Source organism: Nocardia brasiliensis, from assembly GCF_011801125.1.
GTDB classification, from domain to species: Bacteria; Actinomycetota; Actinomycetes; order Mycobacteriales; family Mycobacteriaceae; genus Nocardia; species Nocardia brasiliensis_C.
Genome location: NZ_CP046171.1, coordinates 2,041,436 through 2,062,863 on the forward strand (window position 1 = coordinate 2,041,436; position 21,428 = coordinate 2,062,863).

Consider the following 21,428-nt stretch of genomic DNA (forward strand, 5'->3'; position numbering starts at 1 on the left):
GTCAGAACCGCCAACGGGTCAGTGCGACAAGCTCTTCCGGGCCGGTGTCGCGGTACCGCGCGGCTTCCGCGTTGCGCACGGTGAGCAGGGCGTCGTGCAGTTCGGGGCCCATGGCGTCGGCCAGAACCGCGGAGTCGGCCAGTCGATCGGCGGCTTCACCGGCGTTCATCGGCAGCCTGCGCACACCCGCGATCATCAGCCGCTCGGCGTCGAAATCCACCGGGTCGCCGGTGATTTCGGCGGGCAGCCGCAGCTCCTCCGCGATGCCGGCCAGCCCGGCGGCGATGATCGAGCCGACGATGAGATACGGATTGCCGGTCGCATCGAAGCATTTGACCTCGGCGTTGGCGGCCGACTGCTCGGTGCCGCGCACCCCGGTGACGAAACGCAATGCCGCCTCCCTGGTTTCGCGTCCCCAGCACTGCCACGCCCCGGCCCAGCGCGAGGGCACCAGGCGCAGGAAGCTGGCCGGGTTGCCCGCGCCGACCGCCACCAGCGCGGGCAACTCGCGCAGCACCCCGGCGAGGAAGGCCTCGCCTGCCGGGCGCATACCGTAGGGGCCCTGGCCGGTGGCGAACAGCGGTCCTTCCGCGTCCTGTGCCGAAAAGTGCAGGTGCGCACCGGAACCGGCGCCTTCGGGATCGATGCAGGGAGCCAGTTGCGCGCGCCAGCCGTACTGCGTGCTCACCTGCCGGATGGTGTGCCGCACCAGGATCGCGTCGTCGGCGGCGCCCACCGGGTCGGCAGGCTGTACCGACAATTCCAGTTGGCCTGGTGCGTACTCGGGATGGCACTGGTCGACCAGAATGCCTTGCCGCTCCAGCACCGCCACCAGTTCGCGCGCGTAGTCCGCGACCTGGCCGAGCCGCACCATGCCGTAGGCGGGCCCGTGCACGGCCGGGGTGAACTCGGTGGTGTCCTGGCCGATGGACCATTCCGTCTCGAACGCCATGGACAGCCGCAGCCCCGCCTCGTGCGCCGCCGCGGCCTGTCTCGTGGCGAACCCGCGCTGACAAGCGACGAAGGGGGTGCCGTCCTGGGTGTATTTGTCGGCGGGCGCCCAGGCCCAGCCGGGCTGGCAGGACAGCTCGGTCAGCACGGACAGATCCGGGACCAGGCGCAGGTCACCGTCCGGGCCACCCAGATATTTGCCGACCGTCATCAGATCATCGAATCCGAAGGTCTCGAAGCAGGGCGAAACGCCGATGCCGTACCGCGCGGCGTGGGCGAGCCTGCGCATCGGCACCGCCTTCACCCTGGTGATCCCGGCATTGTCGACGAAGGTGAGCGCGACCATATCGGCGTCCAACCTGCCGATCAGCGCCGCATGATCGTCATCGGACGGTATGCGCTCCGGCATGGTTGGCATGAATGTCAACGATAGCCCGCGAGCCCCGCCCGGGGGAACAACTCCGCAGAGCCGATTCCGGTGCCGCCCAGGGGATTCGCGGGTGCGGCTGCGGTCGTCCGCTGCGGGGCCGCTACTGCGCGGCGAGCGCGCCGGTGATCTCCTCGGCGGTGGGGATGGCGGTGCTGGCGCCGAGCTTGGTGGTGGCCAGGGAGCCCGCGGTGACCGCCCAGGCGAGCGCCCATTCCGGACCGCGGTGCCAGGCGGCGGCGAGCGCGCCGGTGAACGTGTCGCCCGCGCCGGTGGTGTCGACGACCGTGACCCGTGGACTCGGCTTGCTGATCTCGCTGTTCGGCCCGCGATAGTGCGCGCCGTCGCCGCCGCGGGTGGTCACCACGTGCGCGACCGGATCGAGGGCGGCTCCGAGCTGTGCGGCCTCGCCCGAATTGACCACCGCCACATCGACGTTCGCCCACAGATCGGCGGGAAGCGGTTGTGCGGGTGAGGGGTTCAGCAGCACCGTCGTGCCGTTCGCCCGCGCGTGCGCCGCGGCCTTGGCGACGGTCTCGATCGGAATCTCCAACTGGCACAGGAGGATATCGGCATCGGCGATGACGGCGAGATCCGCCTCGGTCAGCTCGGTCAGCCGTGCGTTCGCCCCGCCGATCACAATGATGCTGTTCTCGCCGCCGCCGTCCACCACGATGGCGGCGACCCCGCTCGGCCCGGCCACGGTGCGCAGCCGATCCACGTTCACCGCCGCGTCCGTCAGCGCGCGGCGCAGCTCGGCGGCGAACACGTCGTCGCCTACCGCCCCGACGAACCGCACCGACCCGCCCGCGCGCCGCGCCGCGATCGCCTGGTTCGACCCCTTGCCGCCCGGCACCATCGCGAATCCGGTGCCGAGCACCGTCTCCCCGGGCGCGGGCCGCTGTCGCGTCGTCGCCACCAGGTCCATGTTGATACTGCCGAGCACCGCGATCGAGGCAACGTCCGTCTTTTCGGCCATGCCGTCGAGGTTAGTGCCGCACCGGCACCGCCGCCCCGACCGGTAACGGCTCCGGCGGCGGTCGCGACCAGCGGTGGGATTCGGCCTGGACCGGGTCAGTAGGCTGTACCCATGACGGTAGAAACGGCGTCCGAAGTGGATGTCCGCGAGGTGGTGCACGAGGCCGCGCGCAAGGCCAGGGTCGCGTCGCGGGTGCTGGCCCAGCTCACCACGGCGCAGAAGAACGAGGCGCTGCACGCCGCCGCCGACGCGTTGCTCGCGGCGGCCGACACCGTGCTCGAGGCCAACGCCGAGGACCTGATGGCGGCGAAGTCCGCGGGTACCGAGGAGTCGCTGCTCGATCGGTTGCGGCTGACCAAGTCCCGCGTCGACGGCATCGCCTCCGGCCTGCGTCAGGTGGCCGGGCTGCCGGACCCGGTCGGCACCGTGGTGCGCGGCTCGGTGCTGCCCAACGGCCTGGAGGCCCGCCAGGTCCGGGTGCCGCTCGGCGTGGTCGGCATGGTCTACGAGGCCAGGCCGAATGTCACCGTCGACGCCTTCGGGCTCACCCTCAAGTCGGGCAACGCGGCCCTGCTGCGCGGCTCGTCCTCGGCGGCGCACTCCAATGCCGCGCTGGTCACCGTGCTGCGGGACGCGCTTGTCGCACAGGGACTTCCGGCCGATGCCGTGCAGCTGCTGCCCAGTGCGGACCGTTCCAGCGTCACCCACCTGATCCAGGCCCGCGGCCTGGTCGACGTGGTCATCCCGCGCGGTGGCGCGGGCCTGATCAACGCGGTGGTCCGGGACGCGCGGGTGCCCACCATCGAGACCGGCACCGGTAACTGCCACGTCTACGTGCACGCCGCCGCCGACCTGGAGATGGCCGAGCAGATCCTGCTCAACGCCAAGACCCGCCGCCCGAGCGTCTGCAACGCCGCCGAGACCGTCCTCATCGACGACGCCATCGCGACTACCGCGGTGCCGAAGCTGATCGAGGCACTGGAGCGGCACGGCGTCACGGTGCACGGCGATCTGCCCGGCCTGGTCCCCGCCGACGACAAGGACTGGGGCGAGGAGTACCTCACCCTCGATATCGCGCTCAAGGTGGTCGACGGCCTGGACGCGGCCATCGACCACATCAACACCTGGGGTACCGGGCACACCGAAGCCATCGTCACCGGCGAGGTCGCCGCGGCGCGGGAGTTCACCAGCCGGGTCGACGCGGCGGCCGTGATGGTGAACGCGTCCACCGCGTTCACCGACGGCGAGCAGTTCGGCTTCGGCGCCGAGATCGGCATCTCCACCCAGAAGCTGCACGCCCGCGGCCCGATGGCGCTACCGGAGCTGACCTCAACCAAGTGGATCGTGTGGGGCGACGGCCAGACTCGGCCCGTATAAGTAGAGGGGCGAGCGGTCCGCCTTCCGCTCGTCGCCGAAGGAAGGACTGCACGTGGCCCCCAATCCCGAGTCGCCCCAGGAGCCGATTTTCACCTCGGTCGACGATGTGATCGATCGGCTCGCGAGCACGGGCTATCTCGCCGACAAGGCCACGGCCACCTCGGTGTTCCTGGCCGACCGGCTGGGCAAGCCGCTGCTCATCGAGGGCCCGGCCGGCGTCGGCAAGACCGAGCTGGCCCGCGCGGTCGCGCAGACCTCCGCCGCGGAACTGGTCCGCCTGCAGTGCTACGAGGGTGTCGACGAGGCCCGCGCGCTGTACGAGTGGAACCACGCCAAGCAGATCCTGCGTATCCAGGCATCCAGCGAAAACGACTGGGAAGAAACCAAAGCCGACGTTTTCACCGAGGAGTTCCTGCTCTCGCGGCCGTTGCTCACCGCGATCCGCCGCAGCGATCCGACGGTGCTGCTGATCGACGAGACCGACAAGGCCGACGTCGAGATCGAGGGTCTGCTGCTGGAGGTGCTCAGCGATTTCGCGGTGACCGTGCCGGAGCTGGGCACCATCACCGCGAGCCGCAAGCCGTTCGTGGTGCTCACCTCCAACGCCACCCGCGAGCTGTCCGAGGCGCTCAAGCGCCGCTGCTTGTACCTGCACCTGGACTTCCCGGACGAGGACCTGGAGCGTCGCATCCTGGCCAGCCGGGTGCCCGAGCTGTCCGCCGCCGTCGCCGCCCAGCTGGTGCGGATCGTGCACGTGCTGCGCGGCATGCAGCTCAAGAAGCTGCCCTCGGTGGCCGAGTCGATCGACTGGGGTCGCACGTTGCTCGCGCTCGGCCTGCACGATCTGGACGACACCACCGTGCGCGCCACGCTCGGCGTCGTGCTCAAGCATCAGAGCGATCACCAGCGCGCGCTGGCCGAGCTGAAGCTGGCCTGAGCCGATGGCCGCGCGATCACTGCCCGCACCGGAGCCGCCGTTGCAGGCGCCGCACGGACTGCCGGGCCACCTGGTCGGGTTCGTCGAGGCGCTGCGTGAGCGCGGTATTCCGGTCGGTCCGTCGGAGACCGTGGACGCGGGCCGCGTGGTCACCGTGCTCGACCTGCTCGACCGTGACGTGCTGCGCGAAGGACTCGCGTGCGCGCTGCTGCGCCGCACCACCCATCGCACGACGTTCGACGGACTGTTCGACCTGTGGTTTCCGCGCGCCCTCGGCGAGCGCATCGCCGCCAGCGACGAGGTCGAGATACCGCGCGACGCGGCAGGGGAGATCGACATCGCGGCGCTGCGCGAACTGCTCGCCGAGCTGTTGACCGAGGAGTCGGCCGAGGCCCGGCTGGACGCGCTGGCCGCGCAGGTGGTCGATCAACTCGGCCAGTACCAGTCCGCGAGCGGTGCGTCGTTCTCGGCGTATCAGGCGCTGAAAGACGTACAGCCGCAGACCTTGCTGGCCAAGATCTTGGCCGGGCTCGCCGCCGGGCCGGACGTCAGCGCCTTCGACACCGAGATCGCCCGGCGGACCGCACGCGGGCGCATCGACGGATTCCGCGCGGCGGTGGAGGCCGAGACCAGGCGGCGGGTGGCCGAGCGGATCGGGCGCGAGCGCGTCGCGGGTTACGGCGTCGCACGGCAGGCCGAGGATGTCGATTTCCTGCGCGCCTCCGAGTCCGAGCTCGCCGAGCTGCGGCGCGGCACGCAACGGCTGGCGCGCATTCTCGCCTCGCGACTCGCGGTGCGCCGCAGGCATTCCCGGCGCGGCGAGATCGATCTGCGCAAGACGCTGCGCAAGTCGATGTCGACCGGCGGCGTGCCGATCGACCTGGTGAACCGCAAGCCACGGCCCGGCCGCCCCGAACTGGTGCTGCTGTGCGACGTGTCCGGCTCGGTGGCGGGCTTCAGCAACTTCACCCTGCTGCTGGTCAACGCGCTGCGCGAACAGTTCTCGCGGGTGCGGATTTTCGCGTTCGTCGATCAGACCGACGAGGTGACCCGGTTCTTCGATCCGCGCACCCAGTTGGACAAGGCGATGGCCCGGATCTTCACCGAGGCGGGCGTCGTCGGCATGGACGGGCATTCCGACTACGGCAACGCGCTGGCCGGCTTCGTCCGGAACTACCCCGACGCGGTCACCGCGCGCAGTTCGCTGCTGATCCTCGGCGACGCGCGCACGAACTACCGTGATCCCGATCTGGAGACGCTGCGGTCGCTGGTGCGGACCGCCAAGCACGCGCACTGGCTCAACCCGGAGATGCGCACCAACTGGGGCTCCGGGGATTCGGCCGCCGACAAGTATCAGGACGTCATCGAGATGCACGAGTGCCGCTCGGCCCGGCAGCTGACCGCGGTGGTATCGCGCCTGCTCCCGGTGTAGAACGGGGTCGCCATCAGCGATCGTTAAGAGAACCATTGGGCAGGCGGGGCACGATCGGCCACCATGGTGGAAAGAACGCCGAACGGGGCGGCGGCGGTGGCGGACAGTTATGCGTTCCAGGTGGATCTACGCGGGATAGTCGATCTGCTGTCGCACCACTTGTACTCGAGCCCGCGCGTCTACCTGCGTGAGCTGTTGCAGAACGCGGTGGACGCGGTCACCGCGCGGGCCGCGCGCGACCGGCTCGCGCCGACCGCGATTCGGATCAGCGTCGACGAGCACGGCCTGCGGATCACCGACCCGGGGGTGGGGCTGACCGAGGCCGACGTGCACCGCTTCCTGGCCACCATCGGCCGCTCGTCCAAGCGCGACGAGATCGAGGGCGCGCGCCGCGAGTTCCTGGGTCAGTTCGGGATCGGCCTGCTGGCCTGCTTCACCGTGGCGGAGACGATCCGGGTGGTCACGCGCTCGGCCGCGGATCCGGCGGCCGCGCCGGTCGAATGGCTGGCGGCCGCCGACGGCACCTATTCGGTGCGGGTGCTGGAACCCAAGACCAGCCCAGAGGCGGGCACGACGGTGCGGCTCACCCCGCGGGCGGGCGCCGAGTCGTGGTTCGCCCCGCGCCGGGTGATCGAACTCGCGCGCGAATTCGGCGCGCTGCTGCCGTACGCGGTGACGGTCGAGTCCGACGGGGTCGTCGTGCCGATCACCGACGGGCCCGCGGTGTGGCATCGCGACTTTCCGTCACCGGCCGAGCGCCGGGCGGCACTGCTCGAATTCGGCGAGCGCACGCTCGGTTTCGCGCCGCTGGACGTGATCGATCTGGACGCGGAGCTCGCGGGGGTCACCGGCGTCGCGTATGTGCTCGCCCAGCCGGGCAATCCGGCAGAGAGCAGCGCGCACCGCGTATACCTGAAGGGCATGCTGCTCGGGGACGCCGTGCGCGGTCTGCTGCCGGATTGGGCGTTCTTCGTGCGCTGCGTGATCGACACCGACTCGCTGCGCCCGACCGCCTCCAGGGAGGGGCTCTACGAGGACGAGCGGCTGGCCATCATCCGCGAGGTGCTCGGCGACCGAGTGCGCGACTGGCTCACCGAGATCGCCACCGAGCAGCCGCAGCGCCTGGCCGCGTTCCTCGCGGTGCACGCGCTCGGGGTCAAGGCGATGGCCAGGCATTCCCCGGAGCTGTTCCGGATCATGCTGCCGCACTTGACCTTCGAGACCTCCGATGGCCGGATGCCGCTCGCCGAGTTCGCCCGCAGTCACCCGGTTGTGCGGATCACCGCGACGGTGGAGGAGTTCCGCCAGGTGGCCGCGACCGCGGCCGCGCAGGGCATCGGCATCGTCAACGGCGGCTACGCCTACGACCGGGAGCTGGTGGAGCTACTCCCGCGATTACTACCCGAGGTCGAAGTGGCCGACCTCGACGTGCGCACCCTCACCGCCGCGCTCGACCCGGTCGATCCGAGCGAGGAGCTGGCCATGACGCCGGTCCTGACCGCCGCCCGCGCGGTGCTCGATCCGTTGTCCTGTGACGTGATTCTGCGTGCCTTTCACCCGCTCTCGGTGCCCGCGCTGTACCTGGACGGGCGGGCGGCACGCAACGAACGCACCAGGGCCGAGACCGCACTCGGCGCCGACGAGCTGTGGTCGGAGATCCTCGGCGCGCTCGATGCCGCCGCGCCGCGCGCGCAACTCGTGCTGAATCACCACAGCCCGATCGTGCGCAGGCTGTCCAGGATCAACGATCCCGCGTTCCTGAAGACCGCGGTGGAATCGCTGTACGGCCAGGCCTTGCTGATGACCCACCGCCCGCTGCGACCCGCCGACACCGCGCTGCTCAACCGCGCGTTCGGCGAGTTCCTCAGCTGGGCGACGCGCCGTGCCGCGGGCACCGGCGACGAAACGGAGTGAACGTGGACACCGCCGAGATCAAGGACGCACTGACGCAGGTCTATGCGCTGCCGCACGGCAGGCTTCGCGTCGAACGCCTGGAAACCCTTGCGGCGGCGGCCAAATCGGCTGCCGATCGGCAGCTCGAGGGACGGGTGCTGCTCGAGCTGGCCGAGTCGTACGCCTACGCGAGCGAGCGCGACCTCGCGCCGGTCGCCTACGGCAGGCTGTTGCGGATCTATGACGAGCATCCGGCCGAGCTGGGCCCGCTGACGTATTCGGTGCACTGGTACCTCAAATGGATGACCTGGGGGCTGATCGACAATCCGGCGATCCCGCTGCCGACCGTCGAGCGCTGGTTCGAGGAGCTCGAAAACCGGTACCGGCAGCGGGGTTACAGCCTGCGGCCGGTGCTCGCGCTGCGCGGTGAGCTGGCCCGCAAGCTCGGCGACGCCGCGCGGGGCGCCCGCATGCACGAGCAGGCCATGGCGGCGCCGCGCGACGCCATGTCCGACTGCGAGGCCTGCGAGTGCAACGAATGGGGTATCGGCAGTGCGGCGCTCGGCGACGACGAGGCCGCGCTCGCGCACTGGCGACCGGTGCTCGACGGCGAGCACAGCTGTAGCGAAGAGCCGCACCGGGTGCTGGCGCTGGCGCTGCTCCCGATGCTGCGCACCGGTCGCTTCGCCGAGGCGCGCAACGCGCATCTCACCGGATATCCGCTGGTGCGGCTCAACGACAGCCTGCGGCCATCGGTGGCCAAGCACATCGAGTTCTGCGCGCTCACCGGCAACGAGGGGCGCGGGCTCGAGCTCCTCGCCGAGCACGCGCGCTGGCTCACCGATCCCGGTGCCGACGTCGGAGGCCGGCTCGAGTTCATCAGCGGTGTCGGCGTCCTGCTGCGCCGGTTGGAGACGCTCGGTCTCGGCCATCTGCCGATCGGCGCGGGGACCGCGTATTCGCTGCTCGCCGAGCTCGATACCGAGATCGCCGGTCTGTGCACCCGCTACGACCTGCGCAACGGGAACACCGCGGTGAGCACCAGGATCGCCGCGCGCCTGGCGGCGCAACCCCTGGTGGAACGGCTGCCGCTCGGGTTGCGCAGCAAGCGGTCCGAGCTGGTCGGCGTGCGTGCGGCGGCGGGCGAGATCACCGTCGCCGACTGCGTGGAGCGCGCGGTGGCCGCCGCGGAATGGGAGGGCAGCTCGGCCGAGGACCGCAGGTCCGAGGCGCTGCGGCTCGCCGAACTCGGCACCGCGGAACTCTCCGTCGACCCGGCCGCGGCCGAAGGACATCTGCGCCAAGCGTTGGCCATCGGCGTCTCGGTGCTGCCCGCCGAGCACCTGGCCCGGCTGAGTTCGCAGCTGGTCATCGCACTGGCCGGGCAACCGGGACGCGAACTCGACCTCGCCGATGCCGCGGTGCGTGCGGGCGCGCGCTGGGAGGGGTTGTCCGAACCGGACCTGCTGCACCACACGGTGATCGCCGCGCGGGCCTTCCATCGGGCGGGCAGGCACGGCGAGGCGGTCGCGCTGTTCGAGGAGGCGCTGGCGGCGCAGGTGCCGTATCCGGCCGCCGAGCTGGCCACCGTGCGCGCGCAGTTCGGCGCGTCGCTGCGGGCGCTGCATCGGTACGAGGAGGCCGCGCGGCAGTTCGCCGAGGGCGCGCGACTGGTGGAACACGATCCCGAACGCCGCGCGCTGCACGCGGAGCTGGCCTGGTCCGTCGCGACGACCCTGGACTACTGCGAACGCCCCGAGGCGGCGCTTGCGGCCTATCTGCGGGCCGCCGCGCTGTTCGGCGAACTCGGCGAGGTGGTGCCGCGGGCCAGGTGCGTGCGCTCGGCCGCCTGGTTCCAGCTGTGGGGATACGGCTCCGAGCAGGACCGGTCCTGGTTCGCGGCGATGCGTGCCATGATCGCGGAACTGGAACAGGCCCCGAGCAGCGCGGAGGTGAGCGAGGAACTCGCCGAGACGCGCAGGCAACTGGACGAAATGCTGGACGGGGAGGCCACCGACGAATAGTCCGGTCGCGCACGGTCGCCCGGGGCCGCCCGTCCGGCGGCTTACCGCCCCCGGTGACCGGCACTCGACCCGTTAAGCTCGGCACTCATGCGAGAGACAGGCCGGCGCGGCCGCAAGCTCGGTGTGATGGGCGGGACTTTCGATCCCATCCACCACGGTCACCTGGTCGCCGCCAGCGAGGTCGCCGACCGGTTCGACCTCGACGAGGTGATCTTTGTTCCCACCGGTCAGCCCTGGCAGAAGGCGGACAAAAAGGTCAGTCCCGCCGAGGACCGCTACCTGATGACCGTGATCGCGACCGCCTCCAACCCGAGCTTCTCGGTCAGCCGTGCCGACATAGACCGGCAGAAGGTCACCTACACCGTGGACACCCTGCGCGAGATGCGCAGCCAGCACCCCGACGCCGAGCTGTTCTTCATCACCGGAGCGGATGCGCTGGCCAACATCCTGACATGGCAGAATTGGGCCGAACTGTTCGAACTGGCGAGGTTTGTCGGGGTGAGCCGTCCGGGGTATGAGCTGAATACCGATCATCTCGAAGAGCATCTGCGCGACCTGCCGGCCGACGCGGTGACCATGATCGAAATCCCCGCGTTGGCGATCTCGTCGAGCGAGTGCCGTCGCCGCGCCGCCGAGAACCGGCCGGTGTGGTACCTCGTCCCCGATGGCGTGGTGCAGTACATATCGAAGCGGCACCTGTACGTGGCCGCAGAAGCGGAAGGTAGCTGAGTGAAAATGCGTAGCGAGGGGCGGGCATGACGGCATCGGTCGAGTCGGTCGAGATCGCGCAGGTTGCTGCGCTGGCGGCGGACGAGAAGCTGGCCACCGACGTCGTGGTGCTCGACGTGTCGGAGCAGCTGGTGATCACCGACTGCTTCGTCATCGCCTCCGCGCCGAACGAGCGCCAGGTGAACGCCATCGTCGACAATGTCGAGGAGAAGCTGCGCGAAGCCGGGCACAAGCCGGTGCGGCGCGAAGGCACCAGGGAGGGGCGCTGGGCCCTGCTCGACTATGTCGACGTCGTGGTGCACATCCAGCACAATGACGAGCGCAATTTCTATGCGTTGGAACGGTTGTGGAAAGACTGCCCGGTGGTGCCGGTGGACGGCATCGGCGCGCCGGAGAACCGGCCCGCGGCGGTGGACGGTGACGCGGACAGCGACGCCGAGTGAACGAGGGGGAGTAGCCGGGTGGCAGTCGTGAACAAATATGCCAGCGTGCGCACGTTGATCCTGTTGCGCCACGGGCAGACCGAATGGAACGCCGCCGACCGGATGCAGGGGCAGATCGACACCGATCTCACCGAACTCGGTCGCAGGCAGGCGAAAGAGGCTGCGCGCGAACTCGTTTCCCGCAATGCCATCGCCATCGTCTCGTCGGATCTGCGGCGTGCCTTCGACACCGCGTCCGCGCTGGCCGAGCACACCGCTCTGGATGTGGTGCCCGATCAGCGGCTACGCGAAACCGATCTCGGTGACTGGGAAGGCCTGACGCATCTGGAGGTGGACGCCGATTACCCCGGCGCGCGCCTGGAATGGCGTCGTAACCCCGGCTTTCGGCCGCCCAACGGGGAGACCAAACTCGAGGTCGGCGCGCGGGCACTGCCGGTGGTGCGGGAATTGCTGGTCGAGCGGCAGGACTGGCCGGGCCGGACTATCATCCTGGTGGCGCACGGCGGGCTGATCGCAGGCCTCACGGCCGCGCTGCTCGACCTGCCGCCAGCCCACTGGCCGGTCCTCGGCGGACTGGCCAATACCAGCTGGGTGCAGCTCAGCAGCCACGGTCCGAGCATCGACCAGCCCGGCTGGCGTCTCGATGTGTGGAACGCAGCTGCGAAGGTGGCCCCGGATGTCCTCTGAAGATCCGATTCGGCAGGTGCCGGACGAACTGTTCCGGAAAGCTTCGGCGAAACCGGAACGTTCGATCCCGGATGCGCTGTTCGGTCCGCCGCAGGCCGCACCGGCCGCGGTGACCGAAACAGACTCCGACGGAACGGATTCGGACTCGGAACAGCCGGGGGGAGCCGCCGACGCGGACGACTCCGCCCGCCCCGCCAGCTCGGTGGACCCGCCACCCGAAGATCCCGTTGGCTCGGTTGTGGCGGCCGAGTCCGGCACGGACGCAACTGAATCCGGGGAACTCGACGCGCAGGCCGCCGAAGTGGTCGACGCAGCCGCGGACCAACCGCGACCGGCGGTCGCGACCTCCGGCGAGCGACCGGTGCTGCTGGTGATCGCCGATTCGCTGTCGTACTTCGGCCCCAAAGGCGGTCTGCCCGCGGATCATCCGCGGATCTGGCCGAATCTGGTCGGCGCCGAACTCGGCTGGGAGGTCGAGCTGGTCGGCCGGATCGGCTGGACCTGCCGGGACGCCTACTGGGCGTTGATCGGCGACCCGCGCGTGTGGGCGGCGGTGCCGCGTGCCGGTGCGGTGGTCTTCGCCGTCGGCGGCATGGACTCGCTGCCCTCGCCGCTGCCGACCGCCCTGCGCGAACTGATCCGCTACGTGCGCCCGTCCGGCGTGCGCCGCGGGGTACGCGCGACCTACAACTGGCTGCAACCGAAACTGTCGAAACTCGGTCGCCCCGTGGCACTTCCGCCGAAGGTGAGCGTCGACTACCTGGAGCAGTCGCGCGAAGCCTTGGCGCAGTTGCGACCCGACCTGCCGGTCGTCGCGGTGCTGCCGTCGGTTCACGACTGCGCGGCCTACGGGCGCGTGCACACCGGGCGCGAGCCCGCCGTGCGGGCACTGCGCGAATGGTCCGGGCGCACGGGCGTGCCGCTCGTCGACCTCGCCGAGGCCGTGCGCGACAACATCTTCTCCGGTGACGCCAACCCGGACGGAATCCACTGGGGCTGGGCCGGACACGAGGCCGTGGCCAACGCGATGGTGAAGGCTCTGCAGGAGGTTCGGTAGTCCGTGGCCGTCGTGGTCGTGACAGATTCGTCGGCCAGCCTTCCTGCCGAACTCGTCGATGAGCTGGAGCTCGCCGTCGTCCCGCTCCATGTCCTGATCGGGGACCGCGCGATCCGCGAGGGCGTCGACCCGATCGAGATCGACTACGCCGCCGACACGGTGACCACCTCGGCCGCCTCACCCGGCGAGCTGCGCGCTGTGTACGAAGAGGCGCTGGCCCGCAGCGACGGTGATGGTGTTGTCGCGGTGCATATTTCGCGCCAGCTCTCCGGTACCTGGGAGGCGGGCAGGCAGGCCGTGCGCGACATGGACGCCGCCGATCGGGTGCGCCTGGTCGACTCGCTCGGCGCCGGCCTGGCCACCGGCCTGCCGGTGCTCGCGGCGGCGCGGCGCGCTCGCACCGGTGCCGCGCTGGACATGGTCTACGACACCGCGGTCGCCGCGTCGAGTCGCGCCCGTACGTTCATCCTGGTCAATCGGACCGAACAGCTGCGCCGCGGCGGCAGGTTGAGTTCGGCCGCCGCCTTCTTCGGCAGCGAGCTGGTCACCAAACCGCTGCTGCACATCGTCGAGGGGCGGCTCGAACTGCGGGAGAAGGTGCGCACGCGATCGAAGGCGTTCGCGAAACTCGTCGCGGCGGCGGTCGACGCGGCGGGCGAGGACGGTGCCGCGGTCGCCGTCCAGCACCTGGGCGCCGAGGAGGCCGCGCAGACCGTGGCCGCGCAGCTGCGCGAGCTGGTGCCCGGCATCCGGGAACTGATGGTGGCCGAATTCGGGCCCACCCTCGGGGTGCATCTCGGTCTCGGTGCCGTCGGAGTGCTCGTCCTCCCCGGCGGCTGCGGGTAGCGGGCTCGCTCAGGGCAGGACGGGAGCGGACCGGCGGAGCACCTCGGCGCCGGCCCGGACCGCGGACCAGTCCGTCTCGGGTCGCGCGCACATGGCGCGGGCGAGCCAGTGCGCACGGTCGTCTTGTTCGAGCCGCAGCTGTTCGAGGTCGAGATCGACACCCGGTGGGGGACCTGAGGATTCGAACTCGCGCAGCCGGGTCGCGAGCGTCGCCAGCAGGGCGCGATCGAGTTCTGCTACCGCACTGCGGAATTCGTCGGTCGGTACGGTGATCTGCCCGGCTGCCGGTGCGGTGAACTCGATCTCGTGCTCGGGGTCTTCGGGGTGGCGCCAGGCGAGGGTGACGGTGTCGCGCTCCGCGTCGACCGTGCGCCACCAGCGCAGATGCGGGCCGAACCAGAGATAGCCGGTATCGAGGGTGTGCTCGCCGTACCAGGTGGCCGCGGCGTCGACCTCGGCCGACTCGGTCCAGTGCCAGGCCGCGGCGTCGGTGCCGATGAACTCGGCCAGGTCCGGGGGCACCGGCTCCAGTGCACTGGGTAAGAGCGCGAGCAGGTCCTCCCATAGGCGGGCCACGTAATAGGAGACGTAGCAGTCGTAGGGTGTTTCCGCGCCGCCGGACTGTGCCCGCAGGAGTTCGGTGGTGCGCGCGCCATAGCGCAGCAGGGTGTGCCCACCGAGGTCGATGCCGTACCAACCCTCGGTCAGCGCGAACCAGTGCAGCGTCCGGCGTTGCTCTCCCCACGGAGCGACTCGGTCCACCGGCGTCAAGCCGAAACGGAAGTGGATCACCCGCCAAGTCTGGCACCAGCCCGTGGAATCCGGGAGCGTGCGCACCGGTGACATCCGCCGATCCGCCCGCCGGGATGCGCGTCGGCAGCGAGTTGTCCCCATCCCGCGACTATCCACATGACAGGCGAAATACCTGTTCGGCCAGGACCTTTGCGTCACCCCCGTAACTAGTTTCGGCCCCATGTCACGACAGCGAGAGCGCGACCGAACCCACCGGCGACTCGGCACCCTGACCACCCGCGTGAGCGTCAGCAGCGCCGGTCGCGGCGCAACCCCGAAACCCCTCGGCACCCGGCGACCGCACGTGTCACGGGCGCTGGCGGTGAAACGCTGGGAGGCCGAGGGTCTGCGGCTGCTGCCCGGCGGGCGGACGTCGGCCGCCGACGCGCGGTCGGCGAACCGTGTCCCACCGCGATCGGTCCACCCGGCCGCCGACGCCACACCGTCCGCGTGGCCGCGCGCGTCGTCCCCCGTCGGCGCGCCGGATGGCCACGGTGGCTTGTCGGCCGACGGCTCGTCCGGCCCCGACCGGCCGTCGGTGCCGCGGGCATGTTCGGTCGCGGTGCGCGGGAATTCTGCGGAGCCGTCCCGTCCGGTGGCCGGTTCGGACCTGGAAAGCCCTGAGCAGGAGGGAAACTGGGACCTCGAGGTGCTGGCACCCGAATCGGTCCCCGCGGCTGCCGCCGACGCCGGGGTGGTGCGCTCGCCGGGGTGGTTGTCGGAGCCTGCGGCTCGGCGTGGGTGGCGGGATCGGTTGGTGCCGGAGCGTTTCCGTGGCATCCGGATCGACCCCGGGCGGCGCGGGGTGTGCACGTTGCTGGCGGTCGGGGTGGTGGCGATGGCGGTGACCGGGGTCGTGATATTTCGCGAGCGGCCGATCGCGCGGCCGGTGCCGCCGCTGCCCGCGGTGCACTCGACCGCCGCGGCGGACGCACCTGCCGCGGTGGCGGGCCCGGCGGATGCCGGTGCGCCGAACGGAGGCGGACCCGAGCCCGCCCAGCCCGGCCCGCCCGTCGGCGGTGAACTCGTGGTCAGCGTCGTGGGTTTGGTGCCGCGAGCCGGATTGGTGCGGCTGCCCGCCGGGGCGCGGGTGGCCGATGCGCTCACCGCGGCGGGCGGGCCCCTCGACGGCGCCGACATGACCGGACTCAACCTGGCGCAGCGACTGTCCGATGGCGACCAGGTGCTCGTCGGCAGGTCCGGGCCCAATCCCGGTGCGCCGCAACTCGGTAGCGCGACGATCAGCGCGGGCGGCCGCGCCCCGGCCGCGCCCGCGTCCGGATCCGCCCAGACGGCACCGGCTTCGGGCCGGGTCGATTTGAACACCGCGACCGAGGCCCAGCTCGACGCGCTCCCCGGCGTCGGTCCGGTCACCGCCAAGGCGATCATCGCCTGGCGCAATGCCCATGGCCGCTTCACCGACGTCGCTCAACTCGGCGAGGTCGACGGCATCGGCCCGGCCCGGCTCGCCCGGCTCCGCGAGCTGGTGCGGGTATGAGCACGACCGGCGTGACGGAAGCGATCGCCGCTGCGGTCGGCGGGCCGACACCGGCCGAGTCACGAGGGCCGGTGCGGCGGTGAGGGCGAGCGGTGCGGTGCGGGTCCGCGACGAGGCGGGGCGGGATCGGGTGCCGGAGGTGCTCGACGCGCGGTTGCTGCCCGCGGCACTGGGGTGTTGGGGCGCAACGATTGTGGCGTTGACCGCGGGGTGGCGGGCCGGGCTGTGGCTCGCGGTCGCGTTGGTGGTCTCGGCGATCGGGTTGTGGGTCTTGCTGCTGTGGGCACTGGCGCATCGGCGCGAGCGGCAACGGGCCGTGGCGGTGGTGGCGTTGGCGGCGGTGCTGCTGGCCGCCGGTTTCGCGGTGGCCGCGGCGTGGCGTGAGCATCGGGTGGCCGCGCATCCGTTGCGGTCGGTGATCGGGCACTCGGTGCGGGTGCAGGTGACACCGAGCGATGATCCGAAGCCGTTGCGCGGCACCGCGTTCGGCGGTGATCGATGGGTGTTGCGGGCGAACCTGCACGAGTACCGGTACGGCGCGCGGACCGTGCGCGCCGGTGGCGCCGTGGTGATTCTGGCCGCGGGCGCGGGCTGGGCGAACCTCGCGCCGGGCCAATCGGTGCAGTTCCCCGCCAAGGCCGAGCTGCCTCGGCAGCGCGACCTGACCGTCGTGACGCTGCGGGCGCTGGGCGAACCGCGGCCGGTGGGCCCGTTGCCTTGGTGGCAGCGCCTCGCGCGTGCCGTGCGTGCCGATTTCGCCACCGTAGCCGCCAATGCGTTGCCCGCCGAACCGGCCGGGCTGCTGCCCGCGCTCGTCGTAGGGGACACCTCGGCGCTGCCCGAGCACGTCCGGGACGAGTTCGACATCGCTGGGCTGCAACACCTTTGCGCGGTCAGCGGCACGAACTTCACGATCCTGCTCGCGGTGGTGCTCGGTGCCGTGCGCGGGCTCACGCTCGGCCCGCGTGCCGCCGCGGTGGTCGCGGGATCGGTGCTGGTGCTGTTCGTGATCATCGCACGGCCGGACCCGAGCGTGCTGCGTGCCGCGGCGATGGGAGCGATCACCTTGCTCGCGGTGGTGACCGGCCGGCGCAAGCAGGCACTTCCGGCGTTGTGCGCGGCGATCATCGGGCTGCTCGCCGTGTGGCCCGCGCTCGCGGTGTCGATGGGGTTCGCGTTGTCGGCGGTCGCGACCGGCGGGTTGATCCTGCTGGCGCCGAGCTGGGCGGACTGGCTGCGCGCTCGCGGCTGGTGGCGGCTGCCCGCGGAACTCTGCGCGGTGGCGGCCGGCGCGTTCGTGGTCACCGCGCCGCTCGTCGTCGCGCTGACCGGACGGCTCAGCTTGGTCGCGATCGTGGCGAACGTGCTGGTGGAGCCGGTGGTCGCGCCGATCACCGTGCTCGGGGCACTCGCCGCGGTGCTGGCGTCGATCTGGTCGCCGCCTGCCGAACTGGTCGTGCACTGTGCGGCACCGCCGATGTGGTGGCTGCTGTCTGTCGCCGAGCACGCGGCCGCGGTGCCGGGCGCGTCCGTCGCGGTGCGCGATGGCCTGTGCGGTGGCCTACTCGCCGCGGCGATAACCGCCGGTTGCATTGTCGTGTTGCGCTTCTCGGCCGGCCGCCGACTGCTGTTGACCGTGGCGTTCGGTATCGCGGTGGTGGTGCTGCCGGTGCGCGTCTGGCACCCGGGCTGGCCGCCGTCCGGATGGGTACTGGCCGCCTGTGATGTGGGCCAGGGCGACGGGCTCGCGGTGGCGACCGGTGCCGGCGCGGCCGTCGTGATCGACGTCGGTCCCGAGCCACGCCGGATGCGAATGTGTTTGAACCGCTTGGGTATATCGCGGATCTCGCTACTCGTGCTGACCCATCCCCACGCCGACCACATCGGCGGCCTCGACGGTGCGGTGCGCGGCCGCGCCGTCGCGGCGATCGCGGTCGGCGCACAGGAACGGATCGGCACGGATATCGACCACCAGCGCTCGGAGCGGGCGGCGAACCAGGACACGGCGGCGGTCTCAGCGACCGGTACCTGTAGCGGTCCCGCGGACGGAGCTGCGGCACCGTCGGAGCACTGTGATCGGTGTGCGGCGGGAGGCTGCCCGGCGGATCGGCGACCTGGCGCGTCGCGGGTGGGACGGCCGACCGGTGCCCGGGTCGAGAACCTCGAGCAGGTGGTGGAACTCGCACGGCGCGAACGAATTCCGATATTGCGGCTGGTGGCCGGACAGGTGCTGGAGTTCGGTGCGGTCCAGCTGACCGTGCTCGCGCCCGCGGCTACGGCCGCACCGCCGACGGCGGGTGCCGAAGCCGAGGAGGCCAACGACCGGTCGATCGTCCTCGCCGCCACGACCGCGGCCGGTCGCATCCTGTTGACCGGGGATGTCGAGGCCCCCGCGCAGCAAGCCCTGATACGACAGGGGATCCCACTCCGATCCGACATCCTGAAGCTGCCGCACCACGGATCTCGCACCACCACAAGGGAATTCCTCGACGCGGTGCATCCGAGCCTGACCTTGATCAGTGTCGGCGCCGACAACACCTTCGGCCACCCCCACCCCGCGATCCTCGCCGAACTGGCCGCCGCCGGCACCACCGTGCTCCGCACCGACCAGCACGGCGACCTCCTCGTGCTAGGCCGCCACCCGCCCGGATTCATGACGTCCCGCTAGCGCACGCGGGCTGTCGGGCGTGGGGTGGTGAAGGCGGAACCTGTGGCGGGGGTGTCGGTGGGTCACCGTAGGATCGCTGCCGTGACCGACCACAACGAGCGTCAGCGAGTGAACCGTAGGTGCGGTGTTTCGCCGGGTGCGGCGAAGGTGCGTGTCGGCGAGGCGAAGTCATGACCGAGCCCGCGCCGCTGCACCTGGTGCTCGGCGACGAAGAGCTGTTGGTCGAGCGTGCGGTGGGTGCGGTCACCGCGCAGGTGCGTGCGGCGGCGCCGGACGCCGACGCCGTGCCGATCGATCGGATGCGTGCCGGTGACGCGAGCACCGCCGAACTGGCCGAGTTGCTCAGCCCGTCGCTGTTCGCCGAGGATCGGGTCATCATCCTGGAGTCGGCGGCTGAGGCCGGTAGAGACGCCGTCGCGGTGATCACCGAGGCCGCGGGCGATCCGCCGCCCGGTGTGGTGCTCGTGGTGTTGCATTCGGGTGGTGGACGCGCCAAAGCCTTGGTGCCCGCGCTGCAGAAGGCCGGTGCCGTCCAGCACGACTGCGCCAAACTGACCAAGCCTGCCGAGCGGGTCGAGTTCGTGCGCGGCGAGTTCCGCAACGCGGGCGTGCGCGTTGCCGGTGACGTGGTGCAGGCGATGCTGGAGTCCATCGGTTCCGATCTGCGCGAGCTCGCCGCGGCCTGCTCGCAGCTCATCGCCGACACCGGCGGCAAGATAGATGTCGCCGCCGTCCGGCAGTACTACTCCGGCAAGGCGGAGGTCTCCGGATTCGACGTGGCGGAGCTCGCGGTCGCCGGCGATCGTTCCGGCGCGATGGAGGCGTTGCGCTGGGCGAACGACCGCGGCGTGCCGCACGTGCTGCTCGCCGACGCCCTCGCGGACTCGGTGCACACCATCGCCCGCGTCGGCTCCGCGGGCCGTGGCGACCCGTTCAAGCTGGCACAGCAGCTCGGTATGCCGCCGTGGAAGGTCAAGAAGGCGCAGGCGCAAGCCCGCAACTGGACCCCCGCCACCATCGGCTCCGCCCTCCAGGTCGTCGCGGCACTGAACGCCGACGTCAAAGGCGGCGCCGCCGACGCGAGCTACGCCCTCGAGCACGCCCTCATGAAGATTCTCGACCTGCACACCGCACACTGAATCCGCGGCGTCAGCGCGGTCGGTAAGCCCACTCTGTTGGTGATGCCAGATGTGTGCTGTACCACAGTCGAAGGTGCATGCGGTGCGCCGATCGAGGTGCTGCGGCGCATGCCCTGAACCCTGTGCCGCGCTCGTGCAGGGCCGGTAAAGCGAGCCGTAAAACGCGTTTTGCACAAGACTCACGGGCCCGTTGGAAACATCGGACGATGCCATGGGAGTGCCCGCCCGCACTGCCTCGACCAGCGGCTTCGCCGAAAATGGCAAATTGCTGGTTACCGATTTCGTGTCAAACTGGTGCTGGTTATGGGCGAAGACTCTGCACCGGACCTTCCGGTCGATGAACCCCGGCGGGCTGGTGCGCGGCACCCTCGACGGTTGATTCGGAATGCACATCAGCGACCGGCCCTTCGGATCGGGCGGATCGCGATAAAGGTCGTGGTCGCCGGGCTGTCCACGGCGCTGCTCGCGGGTGCCGCGATCGGTTGGGCGACGCAAGCCCGGCTCGATCGCGGATTCACCAGATCGGCCGCGCTGGGCGTGAATACCCCGCGCTCGCTCGCCGGTGATCTGAATGTTCTGCTGATCGGCCTGGACACTCGAAAAGACCAGGACGGCAATGATCTGCCGACGGCGATCCTCGATCAGCTACACGCCGGTGACGGCGAAGAAGGCGGCTACAACGCCAACACGCTGATTCTGGTGCATATCCCGGCGGACCTGAAAAAGATTGTGGCGGTATCGATTCCGCGCGACGACTACGTCTCGGTGGCTGGCATCCCCGGCTACACCAAGGCCAAGATCAAGGAGGCGTACGGCCTGAAGAAGGCCGCGGTGCAGGATCAGCTGATCGACCAGGGGATCACCGACCAGCGCACGCTGGAACGGGCGGGCCGCGAGGCAGGCCGCGCGTCGATCGTGCAGGCGGTGCGCGAGCTGACCGGCGTGCCGATCGACCGGTTCGCCGAGGTGACCCTGGCCGGCTTCTACGACCTCGCCGAGACGCTCGGCGGTGTCGAGGTGTGCCTGAACCAGCCGGTGCGTGACCTCGAGTATTCGGGTGCGGACTTCCCGGCGGGCAGGCAGCGGCTCGACCCGGCGCAGGCGCTGGCCTTCGTGCGCCAGCGCCACGGACTCGAGCACGGTGACCTCGACCGCACCCATCGCCAGCAGGCCTTTCTCACCTCGGTAGCGCTGGATCTGCGCCGCTCGGGCACGTTCACCGACCTGCGCGAACTCAACGCGCTGATGGATGTCGCGCACCGCGACATCGTGCTGTCCGACGGCTGGAACGTCACCGAGTTCCTCCGCACCCTCGGTGCCGCGGGCAGTCCCGCCGTCGAGTTCCGCACCCTGCCGGTGCTGCGTTACGAGAACATCAACGGCCAGGACGTCAACATCATCGATCCGGCCGCCATCCGCCGCGAGGTCCGGCTCGCCTTCGGTGCGCCGGACCCCACAGCGGCCCTGTTCAAACCAGCGCCGACGTTCGTGTACTCAGCGGCCGAAACCGCCGATGCCGCACCGGATGTCGGCGCACCGGTGCGGTCGG

At 70.7% G+C, this 21,428-nt stretch carries 17 protein-coding genes and 1 pseudogene; 15 read left to right on the plus strand and 3 right to left on the minus strand.

Annotated elements, in window-relative coordinates; translation table 11 throughout:
- Nucleotide 1: 1 nt before the first annotated feature.
- Nucleotides 2-1,369: a glutamine synthetase family protein gene (locus F5X71_RS09150; protein WP_167461554.1), complete on the minus strand. Its 1,368-nt coding sequence runs from the start codon at nt 1,367-1,369 to the stop codon at nt 2-4.
- 112 nt (nt 1,370-1,481) lie between these two features.
- Nucleotides 1,482-2,357, minus strand: a complete 876-nt coding sequence (locus F5X71_RS09155; RefSeq protein WP_167461555.1) for a ribokinase — start codon at nt 2,355-2,357, stop codon at nt 1,482-1,484.
- Nucleotides 2,358-2,468: 111 nt separating this feature from the next.
- Here F5X71_RS09155 and F5X71_RS09160 point away from each other — a divergent pair, with 111 nt between their 5' ends.
- The 10 genes from F5X71_RS09160 to F5X71_RS09205 all read left to right on the plus strand — a co-directional run bounded on the left by F5X71_RS09160 (nt 2,469) and on the right by F5X71_RS09205 (nt 13,782).
- Nucleotides 2,469-3,734 carry a glutamate-5-semialdehyde dehydrogenase gene (locus F5X71_RS09160; protein WP_167461556.1) on the plus strand — a complete coding sequence of 422 codons (1,266 nt, stop codon included), beginning with the start codon at nt 2,469-2,471 and terminating at the stop codon, nt 3,732-3,734.
- A gap of 52 nt (nt 3,735-3,786) precedes the next feature.
- Nucleotides 3,787-4,671, plus strand: a complete 885-nt coding sequence (locus tag F5X71_RS09165; protein WP_167461557.1) for an AAA family ATPase — start codon at nt 3,787-3,789, stop codon at nt 4,669-4,671.
- A gap of 4 nt (nt 4,672-4,675) precedes the next feature.
- Nucleotides 4,676-6,103, plus strand: coding sequence for a vWA domain-containing protein (locus tag F5X71_RS09170; RefSeq protein WP_167461558.1), 1,428 nt, complete (start codon nt 4,676-4,678; stop codon nt 6,101-6,103).
- 63 nt (nt 6,104-6,166) lie between these two features.
- Nucleotides 6,167-8,017 (plus strand): HSP90 family protein, encoded by a 1,851-nt coding sequence (locus tag F5X71_RS09175; protein ID WP_167461559.1) that lies wholly within the window; start codon nt 6,167-6,169, stop codon nt 8,015-8,017.
- A gap of 2 nt (nt 8,018-8,019) precedes the next feature.
- On the plus strand, nt 8,020-10,020 hold the full coding sequence (locus F5X71_RS09180; protein WP_238815796.1) for a hypothetical protein: 2,001 nt from the start codon (nt 8,020-8,022) through the stop codon (nt 10,018-10,020).
- A gap of 87 nt (nt 10,021-10,107) precedes the next feature.
- Complete coding sequence (gene nadD, locus F5X71_RS09185) at nt 10,108-10,749, plus strand: nicotinate-nucleotide adenylyltransferase (protein ID WP_167461561.1); 642 nt, start codon at nt 10,108-10,110, stop codon at nt 10,747-10,749.
- Nucleotides 10,750-10,775: 26 nt separating this feature from the next.
- On the plus strand, nt 10,776-11,192 hold the full coding sequence (rsfS, locus tag F5X71_RS09190) for a ribosome silencing factor (protein ID WP_167461562.1): 417 nt from the start codon (nt 10,776-10,778) through the stop codon (nt 11,190-11,192).
- Nucleotides 11,193-11,219: 27 nt separating this feature from the next.
- Nucleotides 11,220-11,879: a histidine phosphatase family protein gene (locus F5X71_RS09195; RefSeq protein WP_167466328.1), complete on the plus strand. Its 660-nt coding sequence runs from the start codon at nt 11,220-11,222 to the stop codon at nt 11,877-11,879.
- Between the two features lie 301 nt (nt 11,880-12,180).
- Nucleotides 12,181-12,936, plus strand: coding sequence for a diglucosylglycerate octanoyltransferase (octT, locus tag F5X71_RS09200; protein WP_167466327.1), 756 nt, complete (start codon nt 12,181-12,183; stop codon nt 12,934-12,936).
- Between the two features lie 3 nt (nt 12,937-12,939).
- Nucleotides 12,940-13,782 (plus strand): DegV family protein, encoded by an 843-nt coding sequence (locus F5X71_RS09205; protein ID WP_167461563.1) that lies wholly within the window; start codon nt 12,940-12,942, stop codon nt 13,780-13,782.
- Nucleotides 13,783-13,791: 9 nt separating this feature from the next.
- Here F5X71_RS09205 and F5X71_RS09210 read toward each other — a convergent pair whose 3' ends face one another.
- The gene (locus F5X71_RS09210; protein ID WP_167461564.1) at nt 13,792-14,574 is read right to left on the minus strand and encodes a DUF5984 family protein; all 783 of its coding nucleotides are present in this window, start codon (nt 14,572-14,574) and stop codon (nt 13,792-13,794) included.
- Between the two features lie 715 nt (nt 14,575-15,289).
- Here F5X71_RS09210 and F5X71_RS37700 point away from each other — a divergent pair.
- The 5 genes and pseudogenes from F5X71_RS37700 to F5X71_RS09235 all read left to right on the plus strand — a co-directional run.
- Nucleotides 15,290-16,072: a helix-hairpin-helix domain-containing protein gene (locus F5X71_RS37700; RefSeq protein ID WP_428981481.1), complete on the plus strand. Its 783-nt coding sequence runs from the start codon at nt 15,290-15,292 to the stop codon at nt 16,070-16,072.
- A gap of 79 nt (nt 16,073-16,151) precedes the next feature.
- Nucleotides 16,152-18,740, plus strand: a complete 2,589-nt coding sequence (locus F5X71_RS09220) for a ComEC/Rec2 family competence protein (RefSeq protein WP_194250762.1) — start codon at nt 16,152-16,154, stop codon at nt 18,738-18,740.
- 170 nt (nt 18,741-18,910) lie between these two features.
- On the plus strand, nt 18,911-19,879 hold the full coding sequence (gene holA, locus F5X71_RS09225) for a DNA polymerase III subunit delta (protein WP_167461566.1): 969 nt from the start codon (nt 18,911-18,913) through the stop codon (nt 19,877-19,879).
- A 211-nt stretch (nt 19,880-20,090) separates the two neighbouring features.
- Nucleotides 20,091-20,258 carry a hypothetical protein gene (locus tag F5X71_RS09230; protein ID WP_167460068.1) on the plus strand — a complete coding sequence of 56 codons (168 nt, stop codon included), beginning with the start codon at nt 20,091-20,093 and terminating at the stop codon, nt 20,256-20,258.
- Nucleotides 20,183-21,370: pseudogene (locus F5X71_RS09235) on the plus strand (LCP family protein); the annotation flags it as partial. The gene F5X71_RS09230 and the pseudogene F5X71_RS09235, both read left to right, overlap by 76 nt.
- Between the last annotated feature and the right edge of the window lie 58 nt (nt 21,371-21,428).

Excerpts from the sequence above, each read along its gene's own strand:
- F5X71_RS09150 (WP_167461554.1), bottom strand. The coding sequence starts at position 1,369 with ATGCCAACCATGCCGGAGCGCATACCGTCCGATGACGATCATGCGGCG.
- F5X71_RS09155 (WP_167461555.1), bottom strand. The coding sequence starts at position 2,357 with ATGGCCGAAAAGACGGACGTTGCCTCGATCGCGGTGCTCGGCAGTATC.
- F5X71_RS09160 (WP_167461556.1), top strand. The coding sequence starts at position 2,469 with ATGACGGTAGAAACGGCGTCCGAAGTGGATGTCCGCGAGGTGGTGCAC.
- F5X71_RS09170 (WP_167461558.1), top strand. The coding sequence starts at position 4,676 with ATGGCCGCGCGATCACTGCCCGCACCGGAGCCGCCGTTGCAGGCGCCG.
- F5X71_RS09175 (WP_167461559.1), top strand. The coding sequence starts at position 6,167 with ATGGTGGAAAGAACGCCGAACGGGGCGGCGGCGGTGGCGGACAGTTAT.
- nadD (WP_167461561.1), top strand. The coding sequence starts at position 10,108 with ATGCGAGAGACAGGCCGGCGCGGCCGCAAGCTCGGTGTGATGGGCGGG.
- rsfS (WP_167461562.1), top strand. The coding sequence starts at position 10,776 with ATGACGGCATCGGTCGAGTCGGTCGAGATCGCGCAGGTTGCTGCGCTG.
- holA (WP_167461566.1), top strand. The coding sequence starts at position 18,911 with ATGACCGAGCCCGCGCCGCTGCACCTGGTGCTCGGCGACGAAGAGCTG.
- F5X71_RS09230 (WP_167460068.1), top strand. The coding sequence starts at position 20,091 with ATGGGAGTGCCCGCCCGCACTGCCTCGACCAGCGGCTTCGCCGAAAAT.